A 22,096-nucleotide genomic window follows, 5' to 3' on the forward strand; every position below is an offset into this window, starting at 1 on the left:
TTAGTCTGAGATTCGTCCCGGACGATCACGCCGGGCTACACGAAGGGCTACAAAATGCAAATCCCTGCCGGTGAACCGGCAGGGATCAGCAGAAAGGATGACGGACGGCGAATGAGACCATTCGGTGGCCCGTCATGGACCTGCGCCAATATCGAAGCGCGGATACTCACGCCACACAAGATCAATTTGTGGGCACGCTGTACACACACCGAAAGTCAGGACTTGCCCTTGCCGGGTTGCATGAGACTGCCGGTCATCTGACGCATGTGATCTCCGGCGCTGGTGAACTGACTGCGCAGGAAATCGGATTGGATTCGCATCGCCTCCTGAAGGTCGGTGGCATGCACCAGCTTGCGCGCATGCTCGAAGGCCGACTTCATGTTCTGCTCCGTGAAGGCCAGCGCCTGCTTCGACACCTCCGTCCCCGCGCCGGGAACGGACGACATCGATTTGGTCGCCGCTTCAAAGAACATGCCGAAGGCCTTTTCGGCCTGGTCGATCGTCTTCTCGGCCAAGTCACGCAGCTCGGCCGGAACTTCGAGTTTCGGTTCGATCATGGTCTCGCTCCTCCCTTTTTCCGTCTGAATACCACATTTGCCTGACCGCCATCCAGCCGCCAGCCCTCCGGGGAACGACGCCGGGGAGTCCTGCTCTGGCAGGAAAAGGGGTTGGGAAACGGCCCAGGACCGGCGCGCGGCCGGACTTTAGGATAAGGGGTGCTCGGGAAGAGCTTCTTCGGTTGCGAGATCTTCGACCAGCTTGATCACCTCGAAACGCTGTCGGGGCGCAAGCTTCAGGAAGGCGCGGAGCAGGCGCAGACTTTCGACAGTGCTGCTTGTAGGCACTCCGAGCCTGAGATGCAGCTCAGCCGCGAAATTGAGGTTTTTCATCTCGCACCTATGACAAGCATCGGCCTTCGTGATCCGCTCGAGAACCGCAACAGAACCCATCGCGACGAAAGTTCGGCCGAGGGGACCGGCCGGGTTGCACGCTGAACCGCATCCAAACGACGGCCTCAACCATCCGGTTGCAACTATGACAAGTAACAACCCTTCCGGCAAGTCCAACCGTGGATATAGCGATGCTTGGTCTGCATCGCGCCACGGCGATTCCGGATAACAGGAATATCGATCGCCGTCACCCACCTGCGTCAAGAAGCGGCATCAATCACGCACACAGCCCCTCGTTGCTATCAATCGGCACAGGATTTCGTCGTGTTTCGGATGTGAATGCGCGCTAGCGCGCAAGAATTGGCGATTCTTCGGCAAGATACACGCATTTGTTGAGTCCGGTCGCGGCGGTTGCATGAACCGCATGAAAGTCGGTCTCGCGGCCGGTCCAGCGTGAACCGCCGTCCACGCGCGAGCGACCAAGCCGTTGCGGCACGGCCACGCAGACACGGGCGCCATGGCTGAAAACTCTTCGATTTGGGCGCGCGTCAGCACCAAAAGGACGACGGCATGCTTTCTCGCTGCGATCTCATCAAGGGCGCCGCAGTCGCTCTGCTCACCCTCTCGACACAAGGCGCATGGGCGCAGGAGACCAAGATGAACCTGTTCAAGATCGTCACCATCAAGGACGAAATCATCGTCGGATTGTCGGCGGAGGAGCTTCAGGCGCTCGGCGGCAATGATGCGAGCGCCGTTGCACATGCGCTGGCACAGAAGGGCGATCTCACCGTCTGGCAATACAACGTGCATCGTGGACCCAACGGCGAATTGCAGCAGGCGCCGACAGCCAAGATCGGACTGCTGGCCAATGCCTCGCTGCGCGTCGAGCCCTACACCACGCCCTACCAGATCGTCCCTCATCCGTAAGCAATAGGCGGGACGCCGGCGGCCGAGCCGCCGGCGCCACGCAATCATCCACGCCGGTCTCCGGGCGCCGTTCCCGTCTCCGTCGCGAAGCCGTAGATCAGCGCCAGCCGGTCCAAACATTCGCGAAAACGCCGCGCGAAGTAATCGTTCCAGCGTTGCGTGCGGACCGCACGACGCTGCCCAACCTGATCCATGGTCAGACCCAGTATCAGCACGTCGTGCACCAGCGCGGCGCCGTCGGTGCCGAGCTCTCGCTCGATCCGGTTGAGCCGCAGCACCGCCTGGCGCTGGCTCTCGGTGACGGGCTCGCGCGTGCCCGTCCCATCGACATATTCGCGCGTCGTATCGACCGTCTGCGGGCCCCGCTCCGCCCGCTCCCAATCGTTCTGGAAGGCGCGCCCGCCGCGGTATTGCGCCTCGTCGATCTGGTGGTGCGCCTGCAGCCGGCCGAGCGGATCGCCGCGGACGGACCGGATGGCCAGGATCTTCTCGCCGGAATCGAGCCCGAGCGGATTGTCGACCTCCACCTCCGCGATCTCGGCGTTGAACGGCATCTCCCGCGACCGCCGGTCATAGATCTGCGCCAATTTATAGGACTTGTTGCGCCGGGCACGAGCCACGCGGATACTCCTTGCAAGACTGAAGGTTGAACGGAGGCCGGCGCCGTCAGAGCGCCGAGACCAGCTTCAGCACGACGGGGCCTGCGGCGCGGGCGGCCGACGCGGCCTCGGAACGGCGCGTCAGGCGAGCATGCGGCGCGCAATAGCTCGAGCCCGGCTGGCGCGGGTGGCCGCAGAAGGTGATCTCCTCACCGTCCTTGTCGCCGCCATAGGGATAGCGGCAGTCGGCCGGCTCGATCTCGACCAATTGGATCAGGCGCGGCTGGATGCCGACACAGCGCAACTTCGCCCGCGCCACAGGCTTCCTGGCGGACTTCGGCGGCAGATTCAGGCTCGGCCACACCGTCCGGCGCGGCGAAAGCAGGCTGGGTTCACCCGGCAAGGGCGGCGCGAGCGCCGGGCTCGTCATCCATTGCGGCACGATGAGCCCGAGCCGCTTGGCGCGGCCGACCACCGCGCTACGCGTATAAGCCGTTCCAAACCTTGCGTTTATCTGCCTTCCGATCTCCGCATAAGACATGCCTTTGTGAAAATAGTCGCGAAGCGCGTCGGAATGCTCCGACGGCCAATGGCCCGGTTCCATGCTGCTGTCCTGTGATGCGCCTCCACCCGGGAGGCGGGACGCACATTCCGTTATTCCGAACACAGAGTCGAGCCATATTTCTGATATTCATAATTGCATCAATTCCGAATTTCGGATTATAAGAGGCGAGACGGTGCGCAATCGAGGGAATCACCATGTTGGACGTAGCAATGATCGAGCGGGGCCTGGAGAAGACGGGCAAGAGCAAGGGCGGCCTGGCTGCGGCCATGGGCGTGCGCCCCGGCGCGGTCTCGGAGATTCTCGGCGGCGAGCGCCTGGTAAAGGCTTCGGAGATCATTCCGATCATGGAATATCTCGAGCTCAATCTCGCGCCGATCATGGGCCGCGTCGGAGCCGGCGCGGTGATCGAGCCCGACTACGAACAGGTTCCGCCCGAAGGTCTCGGCGACGTCACGTTGCCCTTCCCGATCATGGAAGAGACGATCGCATTCGAGATCGTGGGCGATTCGATGCTGCCAAAATACGAAAGCGGCGACGTGATCGTCGTCTACAAGGACCAGCGTCATCCGCTGTCGAGCTTCTATGGCGAAGAGGCGGTGGTCCGGCTCAAGACCGGCGAGCGCTATCTGAAGACCATCGAGCGGGGCAAATCCCCCTCGGTGGTCAACCTCACCAGCTTCAATGCCAAGCCGATCGTCGGCGTCAAGCTCGACTGGGTCGGGGAAATCTGCCTGTCCATGCCCAAGGGGCAGCTTGAGCGGCTGCGCGCGAAATCGGCGCGTCCCCGCAAGAAGGGCAAATGAAAGGGTTCGCTATTTCTGATTTATAGAAATCGCGGTTGACATAATTCCGATTTTCTGAAATAATCTGCCGCGTCCCGACCACGGGGCGCGGCAGGATCGATTGATGCAATATTTCGTCGTGATGATCGATTATGGGCGGCGGGGCCGCGAGGCGGTCGTCGATCCCGAAATCACCAGGCGCGAGGTCATCTCCCGACTCGCCTCGGGTGAGTATCGGAACGTCTCATTCATCCACGAGATCGTGGAGAACTCGATCGAGGATGTCACCGAGGCCATCCTGGCCGAGGCGGCCCTCCCACAGATCGAGCCCGAGGACGTCGACATCCAGGCAATCCGCTCCGATCACAGCCGCGATCTGCGCAAGCACGAACGGACGTGACGCAGGCTTAGAGCGTGATCCGGACCCGAAGGGCCGCGTTAGCGCAAAGTGTGCAGCGGTTTTCCGAAAAGATCATGCTCAATCAAGAGCCTAAAGCGCGATGACGATTCATCCTGATCGCATCGCGCTTTAGAGCCCGCGCCGCCGCCCAGTCGGGCATTACACCAGGAGAACGGTCGATCCTGTGGTCTTGCGGGCCGCAAGGTCGGCATGCGCCTTGGCGGCGTCCTTCAGCGGATAGGTCTGGTGCACCTCGATCTTGACCGCACCGGACTTGACGACGTCGAACAACTCGCCCGCCATCGCCACCAGACTTCCGCGCTTGGCGGCGTAGGTGAACAGCGTCGGACGCGTGACGTAGAGCGAGCCCTTCTGGGCGAGCAGTCCGAGATTGAGCGGCTCGACCGCACCGGAGGACTGACCGAACAGCGCAGCGACACCGAGCGGCGCGAGGCAATCCAGCGATTTCAGGAACGTGTCCTTGCCGACGGAATCGTACACCACCGGCACCTTCTTGCCGCCGGTGATCTCGTCGACCCGCTTCACGAAATCTTCCCTTGTATAGATGATCACGTGGTCGCAGCCATGCGCCTTGGCGAGCTTCGCCTTCTCGTCGTTGCTGACGGTGCCGATCACGGTCGCGCCGAGATGCTTGGCCCACTGGCTCAAGATCAGGCCGACACCGCCGGCCGCCGCATGCAGGAGGATGGTATCGCCAGCCTTCACCCGATAGGTCTGGCGGATCAGATATTGCGTGGTGAGCCCCTTGAGCATCATCGCCGCCGCGGTCCTGTCGTCGACGCCGTCAGGCAGTTTCAGCAGCCGGTCGGCGGGGATCAGCCGCGCCTCCGAATAGGCCCCGAGTGGCGAGGCGCCATAAGCGACGCGATCGCCCGGCTTCAGATCGGAAACGCCGGGCCCGACCTCCTCGACGACGCCGGCCGCCTCGCTGCCGAGCCCGCTCGGCAGTTGCGCCGGATAAAGGCCGGAACGGTTATAGATGTCGACGAAATTGAGGCCGACTGCGGTGTGGCGGATGCGCGCCTCGCCGGGCCCAGGCTTGCCGACGCTGACCTCCTCCCAGACCAGGACTTCCGGGCCGCCGGTTTTGTGAAAGCGAATGGCATGCGTCATGGGCGTGCTCCCTTGTCGTTGAGATGAAGTCCGAATACCGGATCGGCCTGTGAAATAGGCATTTGGTCCGCCCGTTACAGTACAGAGCCGTAACAAGAATGTCACAGCGAACGACAAACGCCCGCCGTTCCGCCTCCGTTCGAAAGAGTTGATGAGGGCTCCGAGGCAACCGGCGGTAGCCTTTGCGCGGGGTTTGATGGTCGCCTGCGAAGGAGAGCCGAGATGCCAGCTTACGTTCAGCATCATCAGGACGTCGAAATCGCGCCAGTGAATTGCCCAACCTGTATGGGGTTCCTGCCGATGTATGTGCGCGAGGTCGAGCCGCATTGGAGCCTGGCCAAGATCGACTTCGTCTATGAATGCGCCGATTGCGGCGCCGAGGTCAGACAGACGATCCGCAAGCCGGAGTTGCTGCGGCACTGATCGCGCCAGCGGCGAACCGCTCAACTATTTGCGCTAAGCGGAAAAAACGCCGTTCACGCGGGTCTGATGTCTCCCAAACGAGGCTTGTTCTTTGCCGAGAACGCAGGCAGAACAAGCCTCAAAGCAAGACTTTTGGGAGCGCCATTTCGTGGCTGATCAGAAGGCCTCGACCTCGATCGAGGCAGTGGAGAGCGGCCTCGCCGCGCAGGGCTATATCGCGAGCCGACAGATCGCGACCGCCGTCTATTTGTCGCAGCAGATCGAGAAGCCGATCCTGGTCGAAGGCCCCGCAGGCGTCGGCAAGACCGAGCTCGCCAAGGCGATTGCCGCCTGGCGCGGCATGAAGATGATCCGCCTGCAATGCTATGAGGGCCTCGACGAGGCCAAGGCGCTCTACGAGTGGAAATACGCCAAGCAGCTTCTTTATACGCAGATCCTCAAGGACAAGCTCGGCGAAGTCCTCGGCGGCGCGCAGACGCTGCATGCCGCGCTCGACCAGCTCCACGATTTCGGCGACGTGTTCTTCTCCAAGGAGTTCGTCGAGCCGCGGCCGCTGCTCCAGGCGCTCGAGCAGCCGGGCGGCTGCGTGCTCCTGATCGACGAGATCGACAAGTCGGACGCTGAATTCGAATCGCTGCTGCTGGAAATCCTCTCCGATTTCCAGGTCACGATCCCCGAGCTCGGAACCGTGTCGGCGATCACGCCGCCGACGGTGATCCTCACCTCCAACAGCGAACGCGACCTGGGCGATGCGCTGAAGCGACGCTGCCTGCATCTGCATATCGGCTTCCCCGAGCAGCGGCTCGAGGAGCGCATCGTCGAAAGCCGCGTGCCCGGCATCTCGCAGACGCTGCGCCGGCAGATGGTCGGCTTCATCCACGAGATCCGCTCGCTGGATCTGAAGAAGCTGCCGTCCGTCAGTGAGACCATCGACTGGGCGCGCGTGCTGGTGCTGCTCCAGGCTTCCGAACTCGATACTGAGATCGTCAAGGACACGCTCAACGTGCTCTTGAAATACGAAGCCGACATCGAGGCCGCGACGCCGCAGGTGACGACCTTCATCGCCAAGGTGGCCCGGTCCAACGTCTTCGGTTGACGCCGATGCGCGAGAATCTCCATCGCTTCTTTCGGGCGGCGCGCGGCGCCGGCGTTCACGTCTCGCCTGCCGAAAGCATCGATGCGATGCGCGCCGTCTCGCAGGTCGGCTTTTCCGACCGGACCATCCTGCGCGACGCGCTGCTGCTGACGCTCGCGAAGTCGCAGGACGAGAAGCTCGCGCTCGGCGACTGCTTTGATCTGTTCTTCAGCCAGCCGGAACCACGGCAGGATCAGCCTGAAGCTGCCGGCGAGGACGATGCGGCGCGAGGCGAAGATCAGCCGCCGTCGTCTGGCTCGGCGAGCGAGGCGGGCGAAGGTCAGCCTCTGCAAGGCCTGGGCCCGCTCGCGCAGATGCTACTATCACAAGATCGCAACGCGATCGCGGCCGCGATTGCCAGCGCAGCTGGCGCCGCCTCCCTGTCCGACATCCGCTACTCCACCCAGCGCGGCATCTTTTCCAGCCGCATCCTCGACGCCATGGGCCTCCAGCGCTTGCGCGACGATCTCGACCAGCTGACCGCGACCAACCCGTCGCTGACCGAGCGCCTGCGCGCCGCGCTTGATGCCTTGCGCGAAGCCGTGCGCGATACGGTCTCTCAGGGGCTCGCACTCTATGCCCGCGAGGAGGCCGAAAACCTCCGCAACGAGATCCTGCGCAACGCGCCGCTCGCCCGCATCGAGCGGCGCCAGGTCGCCGAGATGCGCGCCCTCATCCGCCAGATCGCGCGCCGGCTGCGCGAGCGCTATTCCAAGCCGCGCAAGCGCCAGCGCCGTGGCCATCTCGACGTCCGCCGCACGCTGCGCCGCAATGCGGCCTGGGGCGGCGTGCCGTTCCTCACGGCGTGGAAGCGCAAGCATCGCGACCGGCCGAAGATCGTCGCGCTGTGCGACGTCTCGGGCTCCGTTGCGCGAGTCTCCGACTTCTTCCTACTGCTGATCCATTCGCTGCACGAGGTGGTCGACGACGTCCACTCCTTCGCCTTCTCTTCGCACCTGATCGAGGTCAGCGAGATCCTGGAGTCGAAGTCGCCGGAGGAAGCGATGTCTGAGATCATGTCCAAGGTCGGTTTCGGCTCGTCGGACTACGGCTCCTCGCTGGTCGATTTCGAGAAGGAGTTCATGAGCACGCTGACGCCGCAGACCACCGTGATCGTGCTCGGCGATGCCCGCAGCAACAATCTCGACCCACGCGCCGACATTCTGCGCCGGATATCCGAGCGCTCGAAGCGGCTGGTCTGGCTCAATCCCGAGGGTCGGCTCGCCTGGGGCTTTGGCGATTCCGAGATGCCGCGCTACGCAACTTTTTGCAGCGTCGTGCGCCAATGCGCCACCGCGCAACAGCTCGAGCGCGCTGTATCCGACATTGTGGCGACCTATCAGTAACAATAACAGACGCCAGCGTCAGGCGGCGTTCAGCTCGGCCTGATTGCACTCCCGAAAGTGATACGCGATTTCGGCGAGCGCGCGCTGCTCCCATTCTTCTGCCTGCGCCAGCCAGAACAGCCGGCGCTTCGAATCGAGCGCAGCGCGCTCGCGGCACAAAAATTCCTGACTGCGTATCTCAACCAGCCTGTTCATGCACTCCACTCCTGCCGCGTGAAGCCATTGCCCGCAAATCAACGTAACAGAGTCCTGAACCTGTCGTCTCATGATTTCTGTGCACATCGCGACGCAGAATGGGACAGCGTTACTTCCCGTGCACTGCGGCAGTTCGCATCGCAGCATCAACACGGATCATCAATTAGTGATCGGAAATCAGGACGATGTTCGTGCGCGAACGATCTTAACTTTTGTGATGCAACGAAGTGCCGCAATTTGTGAAGAGATGTTCTAAACAGCTGACCGAATTCCCGACTCATTGTCGTCGCACGGTCTTCATGCGGCGCCGCTAACAGAGGCACGCGAACGGGACGATCGCCTGAGGCAACATGAGCAACGATTTCGACTTCGATCTTTCATCCGACCAGTGGGAAGCACTGAAGGCGCTTCGCAACCCGGTGTCGAACGGTCGCCTCGCGAAGGCCTATCTCGTCGAAAGCCTCGCCAAGCTCGGCCTCGTTGTCATGAATGACGGCGTGCCTGCGATAACATCCGCAGGACGCAAGGTGCTGGTGCGCGGCTCATGCCGGCTGCTGGATCTCGCGGCGTGACGAGATCGCCTGCTGCCGCGTAACTGCGCCATCGCCTGAAAAATAATCTTTAGCTCTTCATCGAAATCGGATTTGCTTCTTGCGACAAGATCCGGCGCGCAACGACGCAGCGCCGGACAGGCAAGGGAGCTGATTATGAACGGGCTTGGCGGGCTGAACAAATCTCCCAACGGTGTGGTTGTCGGACTTGTGCAGCTTCAACTGCCTAAGGTGGTGAGCCCGGCCGATCTCGCCAGGCAGACCGAGCGCATCGTCTGGATGGTCGGCAAGGCCCGCCGCAATCTCTCCACCATGGACATGGTGGTTTTCCCCGAATACTCGCTGCACGGCCTCTCGATGGACACCAATCCGGAGATCATGTGTCGGCTTGACGGACCGGAGGTCGCGGCCTTCAAGCAGGCCTGTGTCGACAACAAGATCTGGGGCTGCTTCTCCATCATGGAGTTCAACCCGCACGGCAATCCCTACAACTCGGGCCTGATCATCGACGACAACGGCGAGATCAAGCTCTACTATCGAAAACTTCATCCCTGGATTCCGGTCGAGCCCTGGGAGCCCGGCGATGTCGGCATTCCCGTGATCGAGGGTCCAAACGGCGCAAAGATCGCGCTGATCATCTGTCACGACGGCATGTTCCCGGAGATGGCACGGGAATGCGCCTACAAAGGCGCTGAGATCATGATCCGCACCGCCGGCTACACCGCGCCGATCCGTGAAGCCTGGCGCTTCACCAACCAGGCCAACTCGTTCCAAAACCTGATGGTCACCGCGAATGTCTGCATGTGCGGCTCGGACGGCTCGTTCGATTCCATGGGCGAAGGCATGATCGTCAATTTCGACGGCACCGTGTTGGCGCACGGCACCACCGGCCGTGCCGACGAGATCATCACCGCCGAGGTGCGGCCCGATCTCGTGCGCGAGGCCCGCATCAATTGGGGCGTCGAAAACAACATCTATCAGCTCTGGCACCGCGGCTATGTCGCCGTGAAGGGCGGCGCGATGGACTGCCCTTACACCTTCATGCAGGACATGGTCGCCGGCACCTTCCGACTCCCTTGGGAGGACCAGGTCAAGGTCACCGACGGCACCTCGTGCGGCTTCCCGGCCCCGACGCGGATGTTCGGCAAGATGGCGAAGGCGGCGGAATAACCCGGTTTTCTCGGGCGAAACCGCGACAATCTGGCACGGTTGTTGCTCCTTTGTGACGTCCAGGACGCGTCAAAGGGGAGTGCATCATGTCGACCATCGCCGCGGCACCCGCCGCCGAGCCGAAGCCGCTTTACACCTCGCTGTTCGTCCAGGTCTTGGCTGCGCTGGTGCTTGGCGTCATCCTGGGGATGGCCGTTCCGGACTTCGCCATCAGCCTCAAAATCCTCAGCGACGCCTTCCTGAAGCTGATCTCGATGATCGTGGCACCGATCGTGTTCTGCGTCGTCGTGCATGGCATTGCCGGCGCCGGCGACCTCAAGAAGGTCGGCCGCGTCGGCGTCAAGGCGTTGATCTATTTCGAGATCATGACGACGGTCGCCCTCGTGGTCGGCCTGCTGCTCGCCTACATCTTCGGTCCCGGCCACGGCATGAACATCGATCCCTCGACGCTGGATGCCAAGGCGCTCAACACTTATGCCGACAACGCCCACAAGCTCTCCGGCGGCGGCATCGGTGCCTTCCTGATGAACGTGATCCCGACCACCTCCTTCGATGCGCTATCGCGTAATGATGTGCTTCAGGTGCTGTTCTTCGCGGTGCTGTTCGGCATCGGTCTCGCGCTCGTCGGTGGCGAGAAGGGCGCGCTCGTCACCTCCATCATCGATGCGGCCTCTACCGTGCTGTTCCGCGTGATGGGGCTGATCGTGCGAGTCGCGCCACTCGGCGTGCTCGGCGCGGTCGCCTACACGGTCGGCAAATATGGCGTCGGCTCGCTGAAGCAGCTCGTGTCGTTAGTGATGCTGTTCTACGTCTCGGTCGGCATCTTCGTGCTCGGCGTGCTCGGCGGCGTGATGGCGCTCGCCGGCATCAACATCCTCAAATTTCTCGCCTACCTGCGCGAGGAGTTGACCATAGTGCTCGCGACGGCGTCCTCGGACGCGGTGCTGCCCCAGATTATGAAGAAGCTGGAGCGCATGGGCGTGAAGGATTCCGTCGTCGGTCTCGTCATTCCGACCGGCTATTCCTTCAACCTCGACGCCTTCTCGATCTACCTCACACTGGCCGTCGTCTTCATTGCGCAGGCCACCAACACGCCGTTGTCGTTCGGCGACCTGCTGCTGGTGCTCGGCGTATCCCTGATCACGTCGAAGGGCGCACATGGCGTGCCGGGCTCGGCGATCGTGATCCTGGCGGCGACCTTGAACGCGGTGCCGAGCATCCCTGCGATCGGCCTTGTTCTGGTGCTGTCGGTCGACTGGTTCATCGGCATGGCCCGCGCGCTCGGCAACCTCGTCGGCAATTGCGTCGCAACCGTCGTGGTCGCGGCCTGGGAAGGCGATCTCGACCGCGCCAAGGCGGCCAAGGTGCTCGAGGGCGGCGAGGTGGTCGATGTGACGGCGGGATAGCGGTTCGCGGATCAATCGTTCCACTGGAGGAGTGGCGTGCCGTACGCCCGCCTCCAGACCGACAGGAAACGCGGAAACCACGAGTGGGCCACGGCGCCCTTATAGGCCCAGGTGCGATACTTCAGACCCTGCTCCGAGATCAGCTCCTGATAGCCGCCGTGGACCTCGGTCGCGGTGCGAATGTCCTTCAGGATCCCTTGCGCGCAGGCCCGATAGATCTCGCTCCCTGAGGCCTCATCAAAGTCCAGCATACGATCCGCAAACTCGACATTGAACGTCGGCCAGGAGGAGCGCCCCTGATAGGCGGGAGCTGCAATCTTGTGGATGATCTTGTTGCGAGGATTATCCGCCGACACCAAGAAGTGGAACGTGCTGGGGATGCGAAACCGCGGTTCGGCGATGATCAGATCTGTCGTGGCCGCGAACAGCGCGCGCTCGCTCGCCTCGCTCATATCCCAGAAGCCGCGATGCACGCTGACGAAATCCAACGCAACCGACGATGCCGGTGAGCTCGCCATGCCGTCCAGAGAATACCTGATATAGCCGTCCTTCCCGAACAGGCGGAGCAGATCCCTCTTGTACTGCGCGAGGTCGCCCCCGAGCAGCCGCTTCAACTCGTTCTCGCCGACGATCCCGAGCTGCACGCCCCACACGAACGTCGTGTAGACGCAGGCATTGGTGACGAAACGCCGGCGCTCGGCGCGGGTATCCGTCGCCGCGGAGCGCGGGCCGCTGGCGTCGCACAGCAAATATCTGGTGCCGTCAGCGTCGAATGACTCCAGCTCGCTCGCAAGCTTCAGGATCGCGCGCTTCAGGTCTCCGCCATATTCGGCCAGCAGCAAGCGGCCGGCATGCGCGCATTGTGACATCGCCAGATAGGACGAGGCCCTCTCCTCGGCAGAGAGCATCTGCTGCAGACCGGCGAGAATCCCGAGCAGCGTATCCGAGGGCCGCGAGAAGTAGTTCACGCCGAGGTACCGGCCGCGTCCCGCCGGGACGATGGTCGTGGTGACCACGTCGGCGCGAACCGCCTCCAGCAGCAGGCGCACGCTCTTCTCCAGCAGGCGCACCCGCCGCACCGCGTCCTGCGAGTCCATGATGGTCTCGGGGTCGAGGACATCAGGGTAGAACCAGGCAAAGTCGCGGGGGTAATAGGCCGACGCGTGCGGTGCGCCGGTGACGAGGAAGGCCTCGGTCACCGAAAAGGCGCTGTCCATCGAGTGCCGGTAAAGATCCTCGATGGCCGACAACGAATGATGCGATTGTCTCAGGAATCGATCACCGAGAAAATTGACCGCCTGAAGGGCGTTGGCGACGAAGGTCGCAGCCATCCCCTGATAAAACCGGTTTTCACGATGTGATGGAAAGGAGATGTCGCTGTTCATGTCGGTCAATCGGCTGATTGTCTCGTGACCCTCGCGATGATGGCCACCATTTTAAGCATGACTGATTCGTATCTCTCCCCGGTGACTTGCGGGTTTGTGACGCTCGCCTAGGCCTTACGCGGCCGGAAATTCTCGATCACCCTGAGCAGCACACGCGCGCCGGCGTCGGCATCGGCGAGTTCGACATGCTCGTCCGGGTGATGGCTGATACCGCCGCGGCAGCGGACGAAGATCATGCCGACATCGGCGATGTCGATCATCGCCATGCCGTCGTGCCCTGCCCCGCTCGGCAGCTCGAACACGGCAAGGCCTTCGGCTTCGATCGCGTGCGCGATCTGCTGCCTAAGCCAGGGTGCGCAGGGCGCGGTGCGGTTCTCGTGGGTGACGTCGAGCTGAAGCGCCAGCTGCCGCCGCTTGGCGATCGCCTCGATCTGGCGGACGACATCGGCCACCGCGCGCTTGCGGTGCATGTCGGTCGGCGCGCGCATGTCGATGGTGAAGGATACTTCGCCCGGAATGACGTTGGTCGCGCCGGGCCTCGCCTGGATGTAGCCGACGGTGCCGACGAGGCCGGCCTCGTCGGTGCAGCAAAATTGCTCGATCGCACCGACGCATTCGGCCGCGCCGGCGAGGGCGTCACGTCGCAGCGCCATCGGCACGGTGCCGGCATGCCCGGCCATACCGGTGAGCCGCGCCGCAAGGCGCGTGGCACCGGCAATCGCGGTGACGACGCCCACGGGCAGGTTCTGCGCTTCCAGCACCGGGCCCTGCTCGATGTGCAATTCGAGATAGGCAAGCAGCTCGCGCCGCGTCCGCGTGGCCGCGCCGATATGATCGGGATCGAGGCCGAACTGCGCGAGCGCCTCGCGCATCGACACGCCATTGCTGTCGCGCGTATTCAGCGCGCTCTCGTCAAAAGTGCCGGCCACCGCACGGCTGCCGAGCAAGGTCGAAGCAAACCGCACCCCCTCCTCGTCGGCAAAACCGATCACCTCGATCGCAAACGGCAGGCGCTTGCCGCGGCGGTTCAGATCGGCGACGCAAGAGATCGCCGTGATCACACCCAGCGGTCCATCCCATTTGCCGGCATCGCGCACGGTGTCGTAATGCGAGCCGAGCATCAGGCAGGGCGCGCCCGGCCGCTCGCCTTCGTACCGTCCGCAGACATTGCCGATCGCATCCAGATGCGCGCTCATGCCGGCCTCGCGCATCCACCCCATGATGAGGTCCGCGGCCTTGCGCAGCTCCTTGCTGAGGAAGATGCGGGTGAGTTTTTCGGGCTCTTCCGAAATCGCGCCGAGCTCGTTGATCCGGCGAACGATCTCATTGCCGAGCGATGCATCGTGAACGGTACCAGCGCCCATCTCGGCGAGCTTTCCATCTTCTGAGGACACGGCGGTCCTGACGACAATCGATACAAGTTCGGTGCCAGCGAACATCACCGGCGCCGTCCCAGTCAGCGCGTGGTTAGCATGAATGCGCCTCGCCGGCCGACCGTCCAACGCCGGTCATACACATGCGCGAGCTGGTTCGGGCTGCTCAACTCCACTGCATACAATGTTTGGATATTGCCTATAAAATAATCTGCTGCTTTCTTCACCAAGTCCATCTCACTCTTTATCTCTTATATGTTTCAATTGCTTACGACGGATTGCACTCTTCATAGCCTCTGGCATGAAGCTTGCGACATCCGATCCCGGCTCCGCCAAGCCGGCGCAGCCGCGAGATCAAGGCGGGGCATCCGCCAAGGGGAGCGAGCAATGGATTCTGGCAGGATTTCACGACGTCATTTGTTGCAGGGCGGCGCGGCCCTCACCCTCGGCGCGGCAGCGGGTCTCCGCCCGGCCTTCGCGGCCGAGACCACCATCGGCTTCATCTATGTCGGCTCGCGCGACGACTACGGCTACAACCAGGCGCATGCGCAGGGCGCGGCGGCGCTGAAGAAGATTCCCGGGCTCAAGGTGGTCGAGGAGGAAAAGGTGCCGGAGACCGACGCGGTCGAGAAGACGATCGAGTCGATGATCAATCTCGACGGCGCCACCCTGCTCTTCCCGACCTCGTTCGGTTACTACAATCCGCACATGATCAAGATGGCCAACAAGTACCCGAAGCTGCGCTTCGAGCACTGCGGCGGCCTCTGGAGCGACAAGGACCCCAAGAACGCCGGCAGCTATTTCGGCTACATCGACGAGGCTCAATACATCTCCGGCATCGTCGCCGGCCTGACGTCGAAGAGCGGCAAGCTGGGCTTCGTCGCGGCCAAACCGATCCCTCAAGTGCTGCGCAACATCAATGCCTTCACGCTTGGCGCCAAGTCCGTCAATCCGAAGGCCACCACGCAGGTGATCTTCACCGGCGACTGGTCGATGCCGGTCAAGGAGGCCGAAGCCACCAACAGCCTGATCGATCAGGGCGTGGACGTGCTCACCTGTCACGTCGATGGGCCCAAGACCATGGTCGAGAATGCCGCGCGGCGCGGCGCTTTCGTCTGCGGCTATCACACCAACCAGTCGGCGCTGGCACCCAAGGCCTATCTCACCGGCGCGGAGTGGAACTGGGAAGCGCTCTATCCGAAGTTCGTCAAGATGATCGCCTCCGGCGAAGGCATCCCGAATTTCTACCGCGGCGGCCTGAAGGAAGAGATCGTCAAGACCTCGCCCTATGGCGAAGCGGTCTCGGCTGAAGCGCGCAAGGCTGCCGACGAGGCCAAGGCAAAATTCCTGTCGGCAGAAGGCTACGCCATCTTCAAGGGTGGGCTGGTCGACAACAAGGGCAAGACGGTGATCCCTGCCGGTACCGATCGCGGCCAGAAGGATCCTGAACTGGAGAAGATGGACTACCTCGTCGAGGGTGTGCTCGGAGCCACTTCGTGACCACGGAAGCGGCGGATTCCACGGATGCGGTCGGGACAGTCGCCCCGGCCGCCGATCCCGGTTTCCTCCAGCGTCACGGCGGCACGATCGAATATGTCCTGATCCCCGGCGCGGCGCTTGTCGGCGCGCTCGCGGTGTTCGGCATCTTCGTCGCGATGTTCGGCAAGAACCCGCTCGATCTCTATTTCTACATGTATTACGGCGCGTTCGGCACCTGGTTTTCCTGGCAGAACACGCTGACGCGCGCAGCGCCCCTGATCCTCACCGCACTCTGTACCGCGCTGCCGGCGCAGCTCGGCATGGTCATCATCGGTGGCGAAGGCGCGCTGCTGATCGGCGCATTGTCGGCAACCAGCGCCGCACTCGCGCTTCAGGGCATGCCGCCTTTCGTCGTCCAGATCGCCATGGTCTGCGCCGGCGCGACCGGCGGCGGACTGTGGATCATGCTCTCAGGCGGCTTGCGGCAATATCGCGGCGTCAACGAGACCATCTCGAGCCTGCTGCTGGTCTACATCGCGCTCGCGATCCTCAACCATCTCGTCGAAGGGCTGATGCGTGATCCCGCCAGCCTCAACAAGCCGTCCACCCGCGAGATCGGCGCCGCCAACATGATCGGCTCCATTCCAGGCACCGACGTGCATTGGGGCCTCGTGTTCGGCCTGATCGCCGCGATCGCCTCTTACATCCTGATCTATCACACCGTGTTCGGCTTCGCCGCGCGCGTGGCCGGCGGCAACATCCGTGCTGCGAAGATCGTCGGCCTCGGCGTCGACAAGCTGATCCTGACCGTCTGCTTCCTTGCCGGCGGCGCGGCTGGCCTCGCCGGCATGGTCGAGGTCGCCGCCGTGCAGGGACGCACCAACGCCAACCTCGCCGCGGGCTACGGCTTCACCGGCATTCTCGTCGCCTTTCTGGCGCGGCAAAATCCGCTCGCCATCATCCCCGTCGCGATCCTGCTCGGCGGCATCAGCGCCAGCGGCGGCCTGCTGCAACGCCGCTTGGGCCTACCCGATGCGTCCGTGCTGGTGCTGCAGGGCATTATCTTCGTTTTCGTGCTCGCCAGCGATGCGCTCTACGGCCGCATCGGATTTCTGAAGGGAAAATCCTGAGATGGCAGACGGATCGATCGGCCTCTGGACCGTCCCGCTCGCCGTGCTTGGCGGCGCCATTCGCGTCTCCACCCCATTCCTGTTCGTGAGTCTGGGCGAATGCATCACCGAGCGCTCGGGCCGTATCAATCTCGGCCTCGAGGGCACGCTGGTGATGGGCGCGATGAGCGCCTATGGCATTTCCTATCTCACGGGATCGCCGTGGCTCGGCGTGCTTGCCGCCGGCATCACCGGCGCGTTGCTGGGTGCGCTGCATGCCGGCATCTGCTCGCTGCCGCGCGTCAACGACGTTGCCGTCGGCATTGCCTTGATGCTGTTCGGCACCGGCCTTGCCTTCTATCTCGGCAAGCCGCTGATCGAGCCGACAGCGCCACGACTGCCCGCCATCGACTTCGGCTGGTGGAGCGACATCCCGCAAGTCCGCGCCGCGCTGCGCATCAACGTGCTGTTCCTGATCGGCGTGGTGCTTGCGCCAATCCTGTATTGGGCCTTCCGCACCACCCGCTGGGGCCTTCTCATCCGCACCGCCGGCGAGAGCTCGGATGCCGCACGCGCGATGGGCCATTCCGTTCTGCTGATCCGCCTGCGCGCCACCATGGTCGGCGGCTTCCTCGCCGGCATCGGCGGCTCGTTCCTGTCACTGTTCTATCCAGGAAGCTGGAACGAGGGCCTTTCCTCGGGTCAGGGCATCACCGCCGTTGCGCTCGTAATCTTCGCGCGCTGGGATCCCCTGCTCTGCCTGTGGGCTTCGCTCGCCTTCGGGGGCGCAGCGGCGCTGGGTCCGGCGCTGCAATCGGTCGGCGTCACCTCCGGCTATCACCTGTTCAACGCTGCGCCCTACATCCTGACGCTGGCGATCATGATCGTCACCTGCTCGCCGAAGCGGACGCTGACCGGCGCACCCGCCGAACTCTCGATCACACGGTAACACGCACGAGGTCGTCCATGCCCGAGCGCTACATCAATTCCGAGCCCTATGCCTGGCCCTACAATGGTGATCTGCGCCCGGAGAATACGGCGCTGATCATCATCGACATGCAGACCGACTTCTGCGGCGTCGGCGGCTATGTCGACAAGATGGGCTATGACCTCTCGCTGACACGGGCGCCGATCGAGCCGATCAAGCGGCTGCTCGCGGCGATGCGCAGCCAAGGCTTCCACATCATCCATACCCGTGAAGGCCACCGCCCCGATCTCTCCGACCTGCCCGCCAACAAGCGCTGGCGCTCGCGCCAGATCGGCGCCGGCATCGGCGATCCCGGTCCGTGCGGACGCATCCTGGTGCGCGGCGAGCCGGGCTGGGACATCATCGAGGAGCTGGCGCCACTGCCGGGCGAGCCGATCATCGACAAACCAGGCAAGGGCTCGTTCTGCGCCACCGATCTGGAGCTGATCCTGCGCGTGCGCGGCATCGAGAACATCGTGCTGACCGGGATCACGACCGACGTCTGCGTCCACACCACCATGCGCGAGGCCAACGACCGCGGCTTCGAATGCGTCCTGCTGCACGATTGTTGCGGCGCGACCGACAAGAGCAACCACGACCACGCGCTGAAGATGATCAAGATGCAGGGCGGCGTGTTCGGCGCGGTCTCGACGTCGGACGCCTTCATCGGAGCGATTTCGTGATCATCGGCGAAACGCCTCCGCCCTCGGGCGCCTTCGGCGTCGATGCCATCGCCATGACCATGCGCTTCGGCGACTTCCTGGCGCTGGACAATGTCGAGCTGAAGGTGCGGCCGAGCTCGTTCCACGCCCTGCTCGGCGAGAATGGCGCCGGCAAATCCACCCTCGTCAAATGCATCATGGGCTATTACCACGCGACAGAAGGCGACATCATCGTCGGCGGCCGCGAGCAGGCGATCGCCAATCCGAAGGATGCCCATGCCCTCGGCCTCGGCATGGTCTATCAGCATTTTACGCTGGTGCCCGCCATGACGGTCGCCGAAAACCTCGTGCTGGCGCGCGACGACGTGCCGGCCGTGGTGAACTGGCCGAACGAGATGAGGGAGTTGGAGGCGTTTTTGGGCCGCATGCCTTTCAAGGTGCCGCTCGGCGCAAAGGTCTCCGACATCTCCGCCGGCGAGCGCCAAAAGTGCGAGATCCTCAAGCAGCTCTATCTGAAGCGCCGCTTCCTGATCCTGGACGAGCCGACCTCGGTGCTGACCCCGGCGGAAGCCGACGAGGTGCTCGGCATGCTTCGCGACATGGTCGTGAAGGGCGAGCTGACCATCCTGATGATCACGCACAAGTTCCGCGAGGTCATGGCGTTCGCCGACGAAGTCACCATCCTGCGCCGCGGCAAGCTCGCTGGAGCCGGCAAGGTTTCCGAGCTGACGCCGGATGAGATGGCGCGCACCATGATCGGCGCCGAGGAGCTGACTGTGCAGCCGCCGCGCACCGGCGAAGCCGGTCAGGCCAGGCTGGAGCTGCAAAAGCTCCGCGCCCTGGACGATGCGGGCGCCGTTGCCGTGCACGATGTCTCACTCACGGTGCGCGCCGGGGAGATCGTCGGCATCGCCGGCGTTTCCGGGAACGGCCAGCGCCAGCTCGTCGAGGTTCTGGCCGGCCAGCGCGAGGCCGAGAGCGGCGAAGTGCGCGTCGCCGACGATCCCTATCACGCGAGCCGCGAGGAAATGCGGCGCCACAGGATGTCGCTGCTGCCCGAGGAGCCGCTGAAGAATGCCTGCGTCGGCGGCATGAGCGTCGCCGACAACATCGCCTTCCGCGAATTCGACCGCGCACCCTTTGCCAGCGGCGGCTGGTGGCTCAATCGCGGCGCCTTCCGCAGCGACGCCAGGAAGAAGATCGGCCAGTACAAGATCAAGACCCGCACGCCTGACACGCCGATCTCGTCGCTGTCGGGCGGCAACGTGCAGCGCGCCGTGCTGGCCCGCGAGCTCGGCGGCGACGTCGAGGTGCTGATCGCCGCCAACCCCTGCTTCGGCCTCGATTTCGCGGCGGTGGCGCAGATCCACGCTGAGATCATGGCGGCGCGCAACCGCGGCGCCGCCGTCCTGCTGGTCAGCGAGGACCTCGACGAGCTGCTCGAATTGTCCGATAGGCTGGTGGTGATGTTCCACGGCGAATTCGTGTATGAAGCACGGACCAGCGAAGCCGATCTCACCGTGGTCGGCCGGCACATGGCGGGACACTGAACGGAGGATCGATGGACGACGCATCAGGGCGCGACGAGCACTTCCTGCGCCTGTCCTTCGCGGTCGCCCGCCGTTCCCTCACCCATGGCAACCACCCCTTCGGCTGCATCGTCGTCGATGTGGACGGCAAGGTGCTGATCGAGTGCGAGAACGGTTACATGCCGGATCACGACGCCACCGCGCATGCCGAGCGCCTCGCAGCCACCCAGGCCTGCCGCACGCTCGATCGCGAGGTGCTGGCGAAAGCCACGCTCTATTCCTCGGCTGAGCCCTGTGCGATGTGCGCCGGCGCGATCTACTGGGCCGGCATCGGCCGCGTCGTCTATGGCCTCAGCGAGCATCGCCTGCGCGGCATCACCGGCAACCATCCGGAGAATCCGACCCTCAATCTGCCGTGCCGCGAGGTCTTTGCCAGCGGCCAGCGGCCCACGGAGGTCGTCGGGCCGCTGCTCGAAGAGGAAGCCGAAGCGTTGCACGACGGCGTTTGGACCAAGTAGCAGCACATCCCCAAAGGGCCAAAGAAGATGACGCCGCGGAGGTTTGACGCGGCGCCATCGTCTTTCACCTGCAGAGCATCAGGCGATCAGAACTTCACGGTGATACCGGAGTAGAGCGAGGACTCGGTGCACGCTCCGGTGCTCACCCTCGCGCCACCGACGGGCGTGGTACAGCCGACCGCGAGGTTGTGATCGAGGCCGAACTTGTTCTGCCAGTAGCGGTAAGCCACCCAGACGTCCACGAAGTGCGAGTACTTGTCGCCCCAGGCCGCCTTCGACGCATCGAAGGTCAGACGGATGGGCTCCGAATTCAACTCGACCGCGGTGTTGTAGACGCCGTTCGCCGGGCTGTAGGGAAGCGGCTCGGTGTCCGTGCCCTTCTTGCCGTACCAGCCGGCACGGCCGCTGATCGAGAAATACTGCATGTTCGGCGGCAGGAAGCCGAGGTCCATGTAGTAATTGATCTCGACAGCCCAGGTTGGCTTGAACGACGTGTTGCCGTCCGCAAGACAGGTGACGCCGGGAACGCCCGGACCGAACAGCCCGCATTGGCTGAAGGAATTGTGGTTGGCGAACTCCCAATAGACCAGCGGCGCGACGTTGATGTACCCCTTGTAGGGCAGGTCGAATGCAAACTGCAGACCGCCGACGACGTCGCGCTTGGCAGCGCCGAAATACCGGTTCTCGGTGTTGGCATCCATACCGACTTCGAACGAGATGTTGTGCAGCGGGCCCGCGCTGAAAGCCTTGGTGTTGAAGAGCTCGTTCCAGCCAAAGGTCGAGCGGAACAGGCCGTAGATTTCGGTCGCACCCGCGCACGTCGCCGGCGCACCGAAGATCGTCCCCGCATTGGTGCACGGCCCGGCCGGATCATTGTGATCCGACTTGAACATGGAGATGGTGAAGAAGTTTGTGCCATACGCCCAGAGGTCGAAATGGGTGAACGAATAGACCTGCTTGGTGGTCTTGCTGTCGATCGATCCATCTGGCCGGAACGACCACGCGCCCGGTTGCGCAGCGTTGAAGATGTACGAGAACGTGACGCGGTTATCGATCACCAGGAAGAACGGAAGGTCTGCAGCCTTCTTGGCCGCCTTGACCGGCAGATCCGCCGCTTGAGCCAGGCCACCGGTGGCCAGCGTAGCAAGTGACAGCGCCGCTGCTGCCACTGCCGCATAACGAAACGACATCCTGAATACCCCCTCGTTTGGGCAAGCAAAAATGCGCGCCCCTGGGTGCGACATTTGCGCCGATCTCCCGGACCGAGAAGCCTCAACTTTTCACATGGCGTGGCGCATGTTGCAGCAGCACGCGCAGGACGACGAAAGAATTGCGACGCCCCGAGGTGGAGCGAACGCTCAGAGAAAGGGAGCACCGCTGCCGAACATTCGCGATTGTTTTTATTCGGATTTTCTGATCGCGCCCGAACGCAGCGCCGCACTGACGCAGCTGTTGCCACCGCTGCACTTCACCCGATGGGCAACCGACGCGTCCATTGCTCAACATGGCGTCAGGTCTGCACAGCGGGTTCCGATTTGCCTTGAACCGTCA

General features: G+C 63.3%; 24 protein-coding genes. 15 read left to right on the forward strand and 9 right to left on the reverse strand.

The window, feature by feature from the left end; translation table 11 throughout:
• Positions 1 to 215: 215 nt before the first annotated feature.
• Both N2604_RS30670 and N2604_RS30675 read right to left on the reverse strand, forming a co-directional pair.
• Positions 216 to 557, reverse strand: coding sequence for a phasin (locus tag N2604_RS30670; RefSeq protein WP_128926959.1), 342 nt, complete (start codon positions 555 to 557; stop codon positions 216 to 218).
• 147 nt (positions 558 to 704) lie between these two features.
• Positions 705 to 890 carry a hypothetical protein gene (locus N2604_RS30675; RefSeq protein ID WP_260371760.1) on the reverse strand — a complete coding sequence of 62 codons (186 nt, stop codon included), beginning with the start codon at positions 888 to 890 and terminating at the stop codon, positions 705 to 707.
• Positions 891 to 1,460: 570 nt separating this feature from the next.
• Here N2604_RS30675 and N2604_RS30680 point away from each other — a divergent pair.
• A complete protein-coding gene (locus tag N2604_RS30680) occupies positions 1,461 to 1,817 on the forward strand; it encodes a hypothetical protein (protein ID WP_260371761.1) in 357 nt (118 codons plus the stop codon).
• Positions 1,818 to 1,861: 44 nt separating this feature from the next.
• On the opposite strand, the gene N2604_RS30685 is transcribed toward N2604_RS30680, so the two are convergent.
• Together N2604_RS30685 and N2604_RS30690 are read right to left on the reverse strand one after the other, a co-directional pair.
• A complete protein-coding gene (locus N2604_RS30685) occupies positions 1,862 to 2,437 on the reverse strand; it encodes a hypothetical protein (RefSeq protein ID WP_260371762.1) in 576 nt (191 codons plus the stop codon).
• 46 nt (positions 2,438 to 2,483) lie between these two features.
• Complete coding sequence (locus N2604_RS30690) at positions 2,484 to 3,020, reverse strand: GcrA family cell cycle regulator (RefSeq protein ID WP_260371763.1); 537 nt, start codon at positions 3,018 to 3,020, stop codon at positions 2,484 to 2,486.
• A 155-nt stretch (positions 3,021 to 3,175) separates the two neighbouring features.
• On the opposite strand from N2604_RS30690, the gene N2604_RS30695 reads away from it, so the two are divergent.
• A complete protein-coding gene (locus N2604_RS30695) occupies positions 3,176 to 3,784 on the forward strand; it encodes a S24 family peptidase (protein WP_024343287.1) in 609 nt (202 codons plus the stop codon).
• 103 nt (positions 3,785 to 3,887) lie between these two features.
• Positions 3,888 to 4,163: a hypothetical protein gene (locus tag N2604_RS30700; protein WP_260371764.1), complete on the forward strand. Its 276-nt coding sequence runs from the start codon at positions 3,888 to 3,890 to the stop codon at positions 4,161 to 4,163.
• Positions 4,164 to 4,322: 159 nt separating this feature from the next.
• Here N2604_RS30700 and N2604_RS30705 read toward each other — a convergent pair whose 3' ends face one another.
• Positions 4,323 to 5,297, reverse strand: a complete 975-nt coding sequence (locus N2604_RS30705; protein WP_260371765.1) for a quinone oxidoreductase — start codon at positions 5,295 to 5,297, stop codon at positions 4,323 to 4,325.
• A gap of 222 nt (positions 5,298 to 5,519) precedes the next feature.
• Between N2604_RS30705 and N2604_RS30710 the strand changes: the two genes are divergently transcribed.
• From N2604_RS30710 to N2604_RS30720, 3 genes are all read left to right on the forward strand, one after another.
• Positions 5,520 to 5,720 (forward strand): hypothetical protein, encoded by a 201-nt coding sequence (locus tag N2604_RS30710; protein WP_027545881.1) that lies wholly within the window; start codon positions 5,520 to 5,522, stop codon positions 5,718 to 5,720.
• A gap of 148 nt (positions 5,721 to 5,868) precedes the next feature.
• A complete protein-coding gene (locus tag N2604_RS30715; RefSeq protein WP_260371766.1) occupies positions 5,869 to 6,816 on the forward strand; it encodes a MoxR family ATPase in 948 nt (315 codons plus the stop codon).
• Between the two features lie 5 nt (positions 6,817 to 6,821).
• Positions 6,822 to 8,201 (forward strand): VWA domain-containing protein, encoded by a 1,380-nt coding sequence (locus tag N2604_RS30720; RefSeq protein ID WP_260371767.1) that lies wholly within the window; start codon positions 6,822 to 6,824, stop codon positions 8,199 to 8,201.
• An 18-nt stretch (positions 8,202 to 8,219) separates the two neighbouring features.
• Here the strand turns inward: N2604_RS30720 and N2604_RS30725 are convergent, their stop codons facing one another.
• A complete protein-coding gene (locus N2604_RS30725) occupies positions 8,220 to 8,396 on the reverse strand; it encodes a hypothetical protein (RefSeq protein WP_172785505.1) in 177 nt (58 codons plus the stop codon).
• A 350-nt stretch (positions 8,397 to 8,746) separates the two neighbouring features.
• On the opposite strand from N2604_RS30725, the gene N2604_RS30730 reads away from it, so the two are divergent.
• From N2604_RS30730 to N2604_RS30740, 3 genes are all read left to right on the forward strand, one after another.
• Positions 8,747 to 8,968: a hypothetical protein gene (locus N2604_RS30730; RefSeq protein WP_260371768.1), complete on the forward strand. Its 222-nt coding sequence runs from the start codon at positions 8,747 to 8,749 to the stop codon at positions 8,966 to 8,968.
• Between the two features lie 135 nt (positions 8,969 to 9,103).
• Positions 9,104 to 10,117, forward strand: a complete 1,014-nt coding sequence (locus tag N2604_RS30735) for a formamidase (RefSeq protein WP_260371769.1) — start codon at positions 9,104 to 9,106, stop codon at positions 10,115 to 10,117.
• 86 nt (positions 10,118 to 10,203) lie between these two features.
• A complete protein-coding gene (locus N2604_RS30740) occupies positions 10,204 to 11,523 on the forward strand; it encodes a dicarboxylate/amino acid:cation symporter (protein WP_260371770.1) in 1,320 nt (439 codons plus the stop codon).
• An 11-nt stretch (positions 11,524 to 11,534) separates the two neighbouring features.
• Here the strand turns inward: N2604_RS30740 and N2604_RS30745 are convergent, their stop codons facing one another.
• Both N2604_RS30745 and N2604_RS30750 read right to left on the reverse strand, forming a co-directional pair.
• On the reverse strand, positions 11,535 to 12,908 hold the full coding sequence (locus N2604_RS30745) for a hypothetical protein (RefSeq protein WP_260376338.1): 1,374 nt from the start codon (positions 12,906 to 12,908) through the stop codon (positions 11,535 to 11,537).
• 107 nt (positions 12,909 to 13,015) lie between these two features.
• Complete coding sequence (locus tag N2604_RS30750) at positions 13,016 to 14,272, reverse strand: allantoate amidohydrolase (protein WP_260376339.1); 1,257 nt, start codon at positions 14,270 to 14,272, stop codon at positions 13,016 to 13,018.
• Positions 14,273 to 14,668: 396 nt separating this feature from the next.
• Here N2604_RS30750 and N2604_RS30755 point away from each other — a divergent pair, with 396 nt between their 5' ends.
• Genes N2604_RS30755 through N2604_RS30780 form a run of 6 tightly spaced genes read left to right on the forward strand, consistent with a single transcriptional unit; the run spans position 14,669 to position 20,545 of the window.
• Positions 14,669 to 15,781, forward strand: a complete 1,113-nt coding sequence (locus N2604_RS30755) for a BMP family ABC transporter substrate-binding protein (protein WP_260371771.1) — start codon at positions 14,669 to 14,671, stop codon at positions 15,779 to 15,781.
• Positions 15,778 to 16,890: an ABC transporter permease gene (locus N2604_RS30760; protein WP_260371772.1), complete on the forward strand. Its 1,113-nt coding sequence runs from the start codon at positions 15,778 to 15,780 to the stop codon at positions 16,888 to 16,890. The genes N2604_RS30755 and N2604_RS30760 overlap by 4 nt, the downstream gene beginning before the upstream one ends.
• A 1-nt stretch (position 16,891) precedes the next feature.
• On the forward strand, positions 16,892 to 17,818 hold the full coding sequence (locus N2604_RS30765) for an ABC transporter permease (RefSeq protein WP_260371773.1): 927 nt from the start codon (positions 16,892 to 16,894) through the stop codon (positions 17,816 to 17,818).
• Between the two features lie 17 nt (positions 17,819 to 17,835).
• Positions 17,836 to 18,519 (forward strand): cysteine hydrolase family protein, encoded by a 684-nt coding sequence (locus N2604_RS30770; protein WP_260371774.1) that lies wholly within the window; start codon positions 17,836 to 17,838, stop codon positions 18,517 to 18,519.
• Complete coding sequence (locus N2604_RS30775; protein WP_260371775.1) at positions 18,516 to 20,048, forward strand: ABC transporter ATP-binding protein; 1,533 nt, start codon at positions 18,516 to 18,518, stop codon at positions 20,046 to 20,048. Before N2604_RS30770 ends, N2604_RS30775 begins: the two co-directional genes overlap by 4 nt.
• An 11-nt stretch (positions 20,049 to 20,059) precedes the next feature.
• Positions 20,060 to 20,545 carry a nucleoside deaminase gene (locus N2604_RS30780; RefSeq protein WP_260371776.1) on the forward strand — a complete coding sequence of 162 codons (486 nt, stop codon included), beginning with the start codon at positions 20,060 to 20,062 and terminating at the stop codon, positions 20,543 to 20,545.
• Between the two features lie 86 nt (positions 20,546 to 20,631).
• Here N2604_RS30780 and N2604_RS30785 read toward each other — a convergent pair whose 3' ends face one another.
• Complete coding sequence (locus N2604_RS30785) at positions 20,632 to 21,735, reverse strand: hypothetical protein (RefSeq protein WP_260371777.1); 1,104 nt, start codon at positions 21,733 to 21,735, stop codon at positions 20,632 to 20,634.
• Positions 21,736 to 22,096 lie beyond the last annotated feature (361 nt).

This window comes from Bradyrhizobium sp. CB1015, assembly GCF_025200925.1.
GTDB lineage: Bacteria > Pseudomonadota > Alphaproteobacteria > Rhizobiales > Xanthobacteraceae > Bradyrhizobium.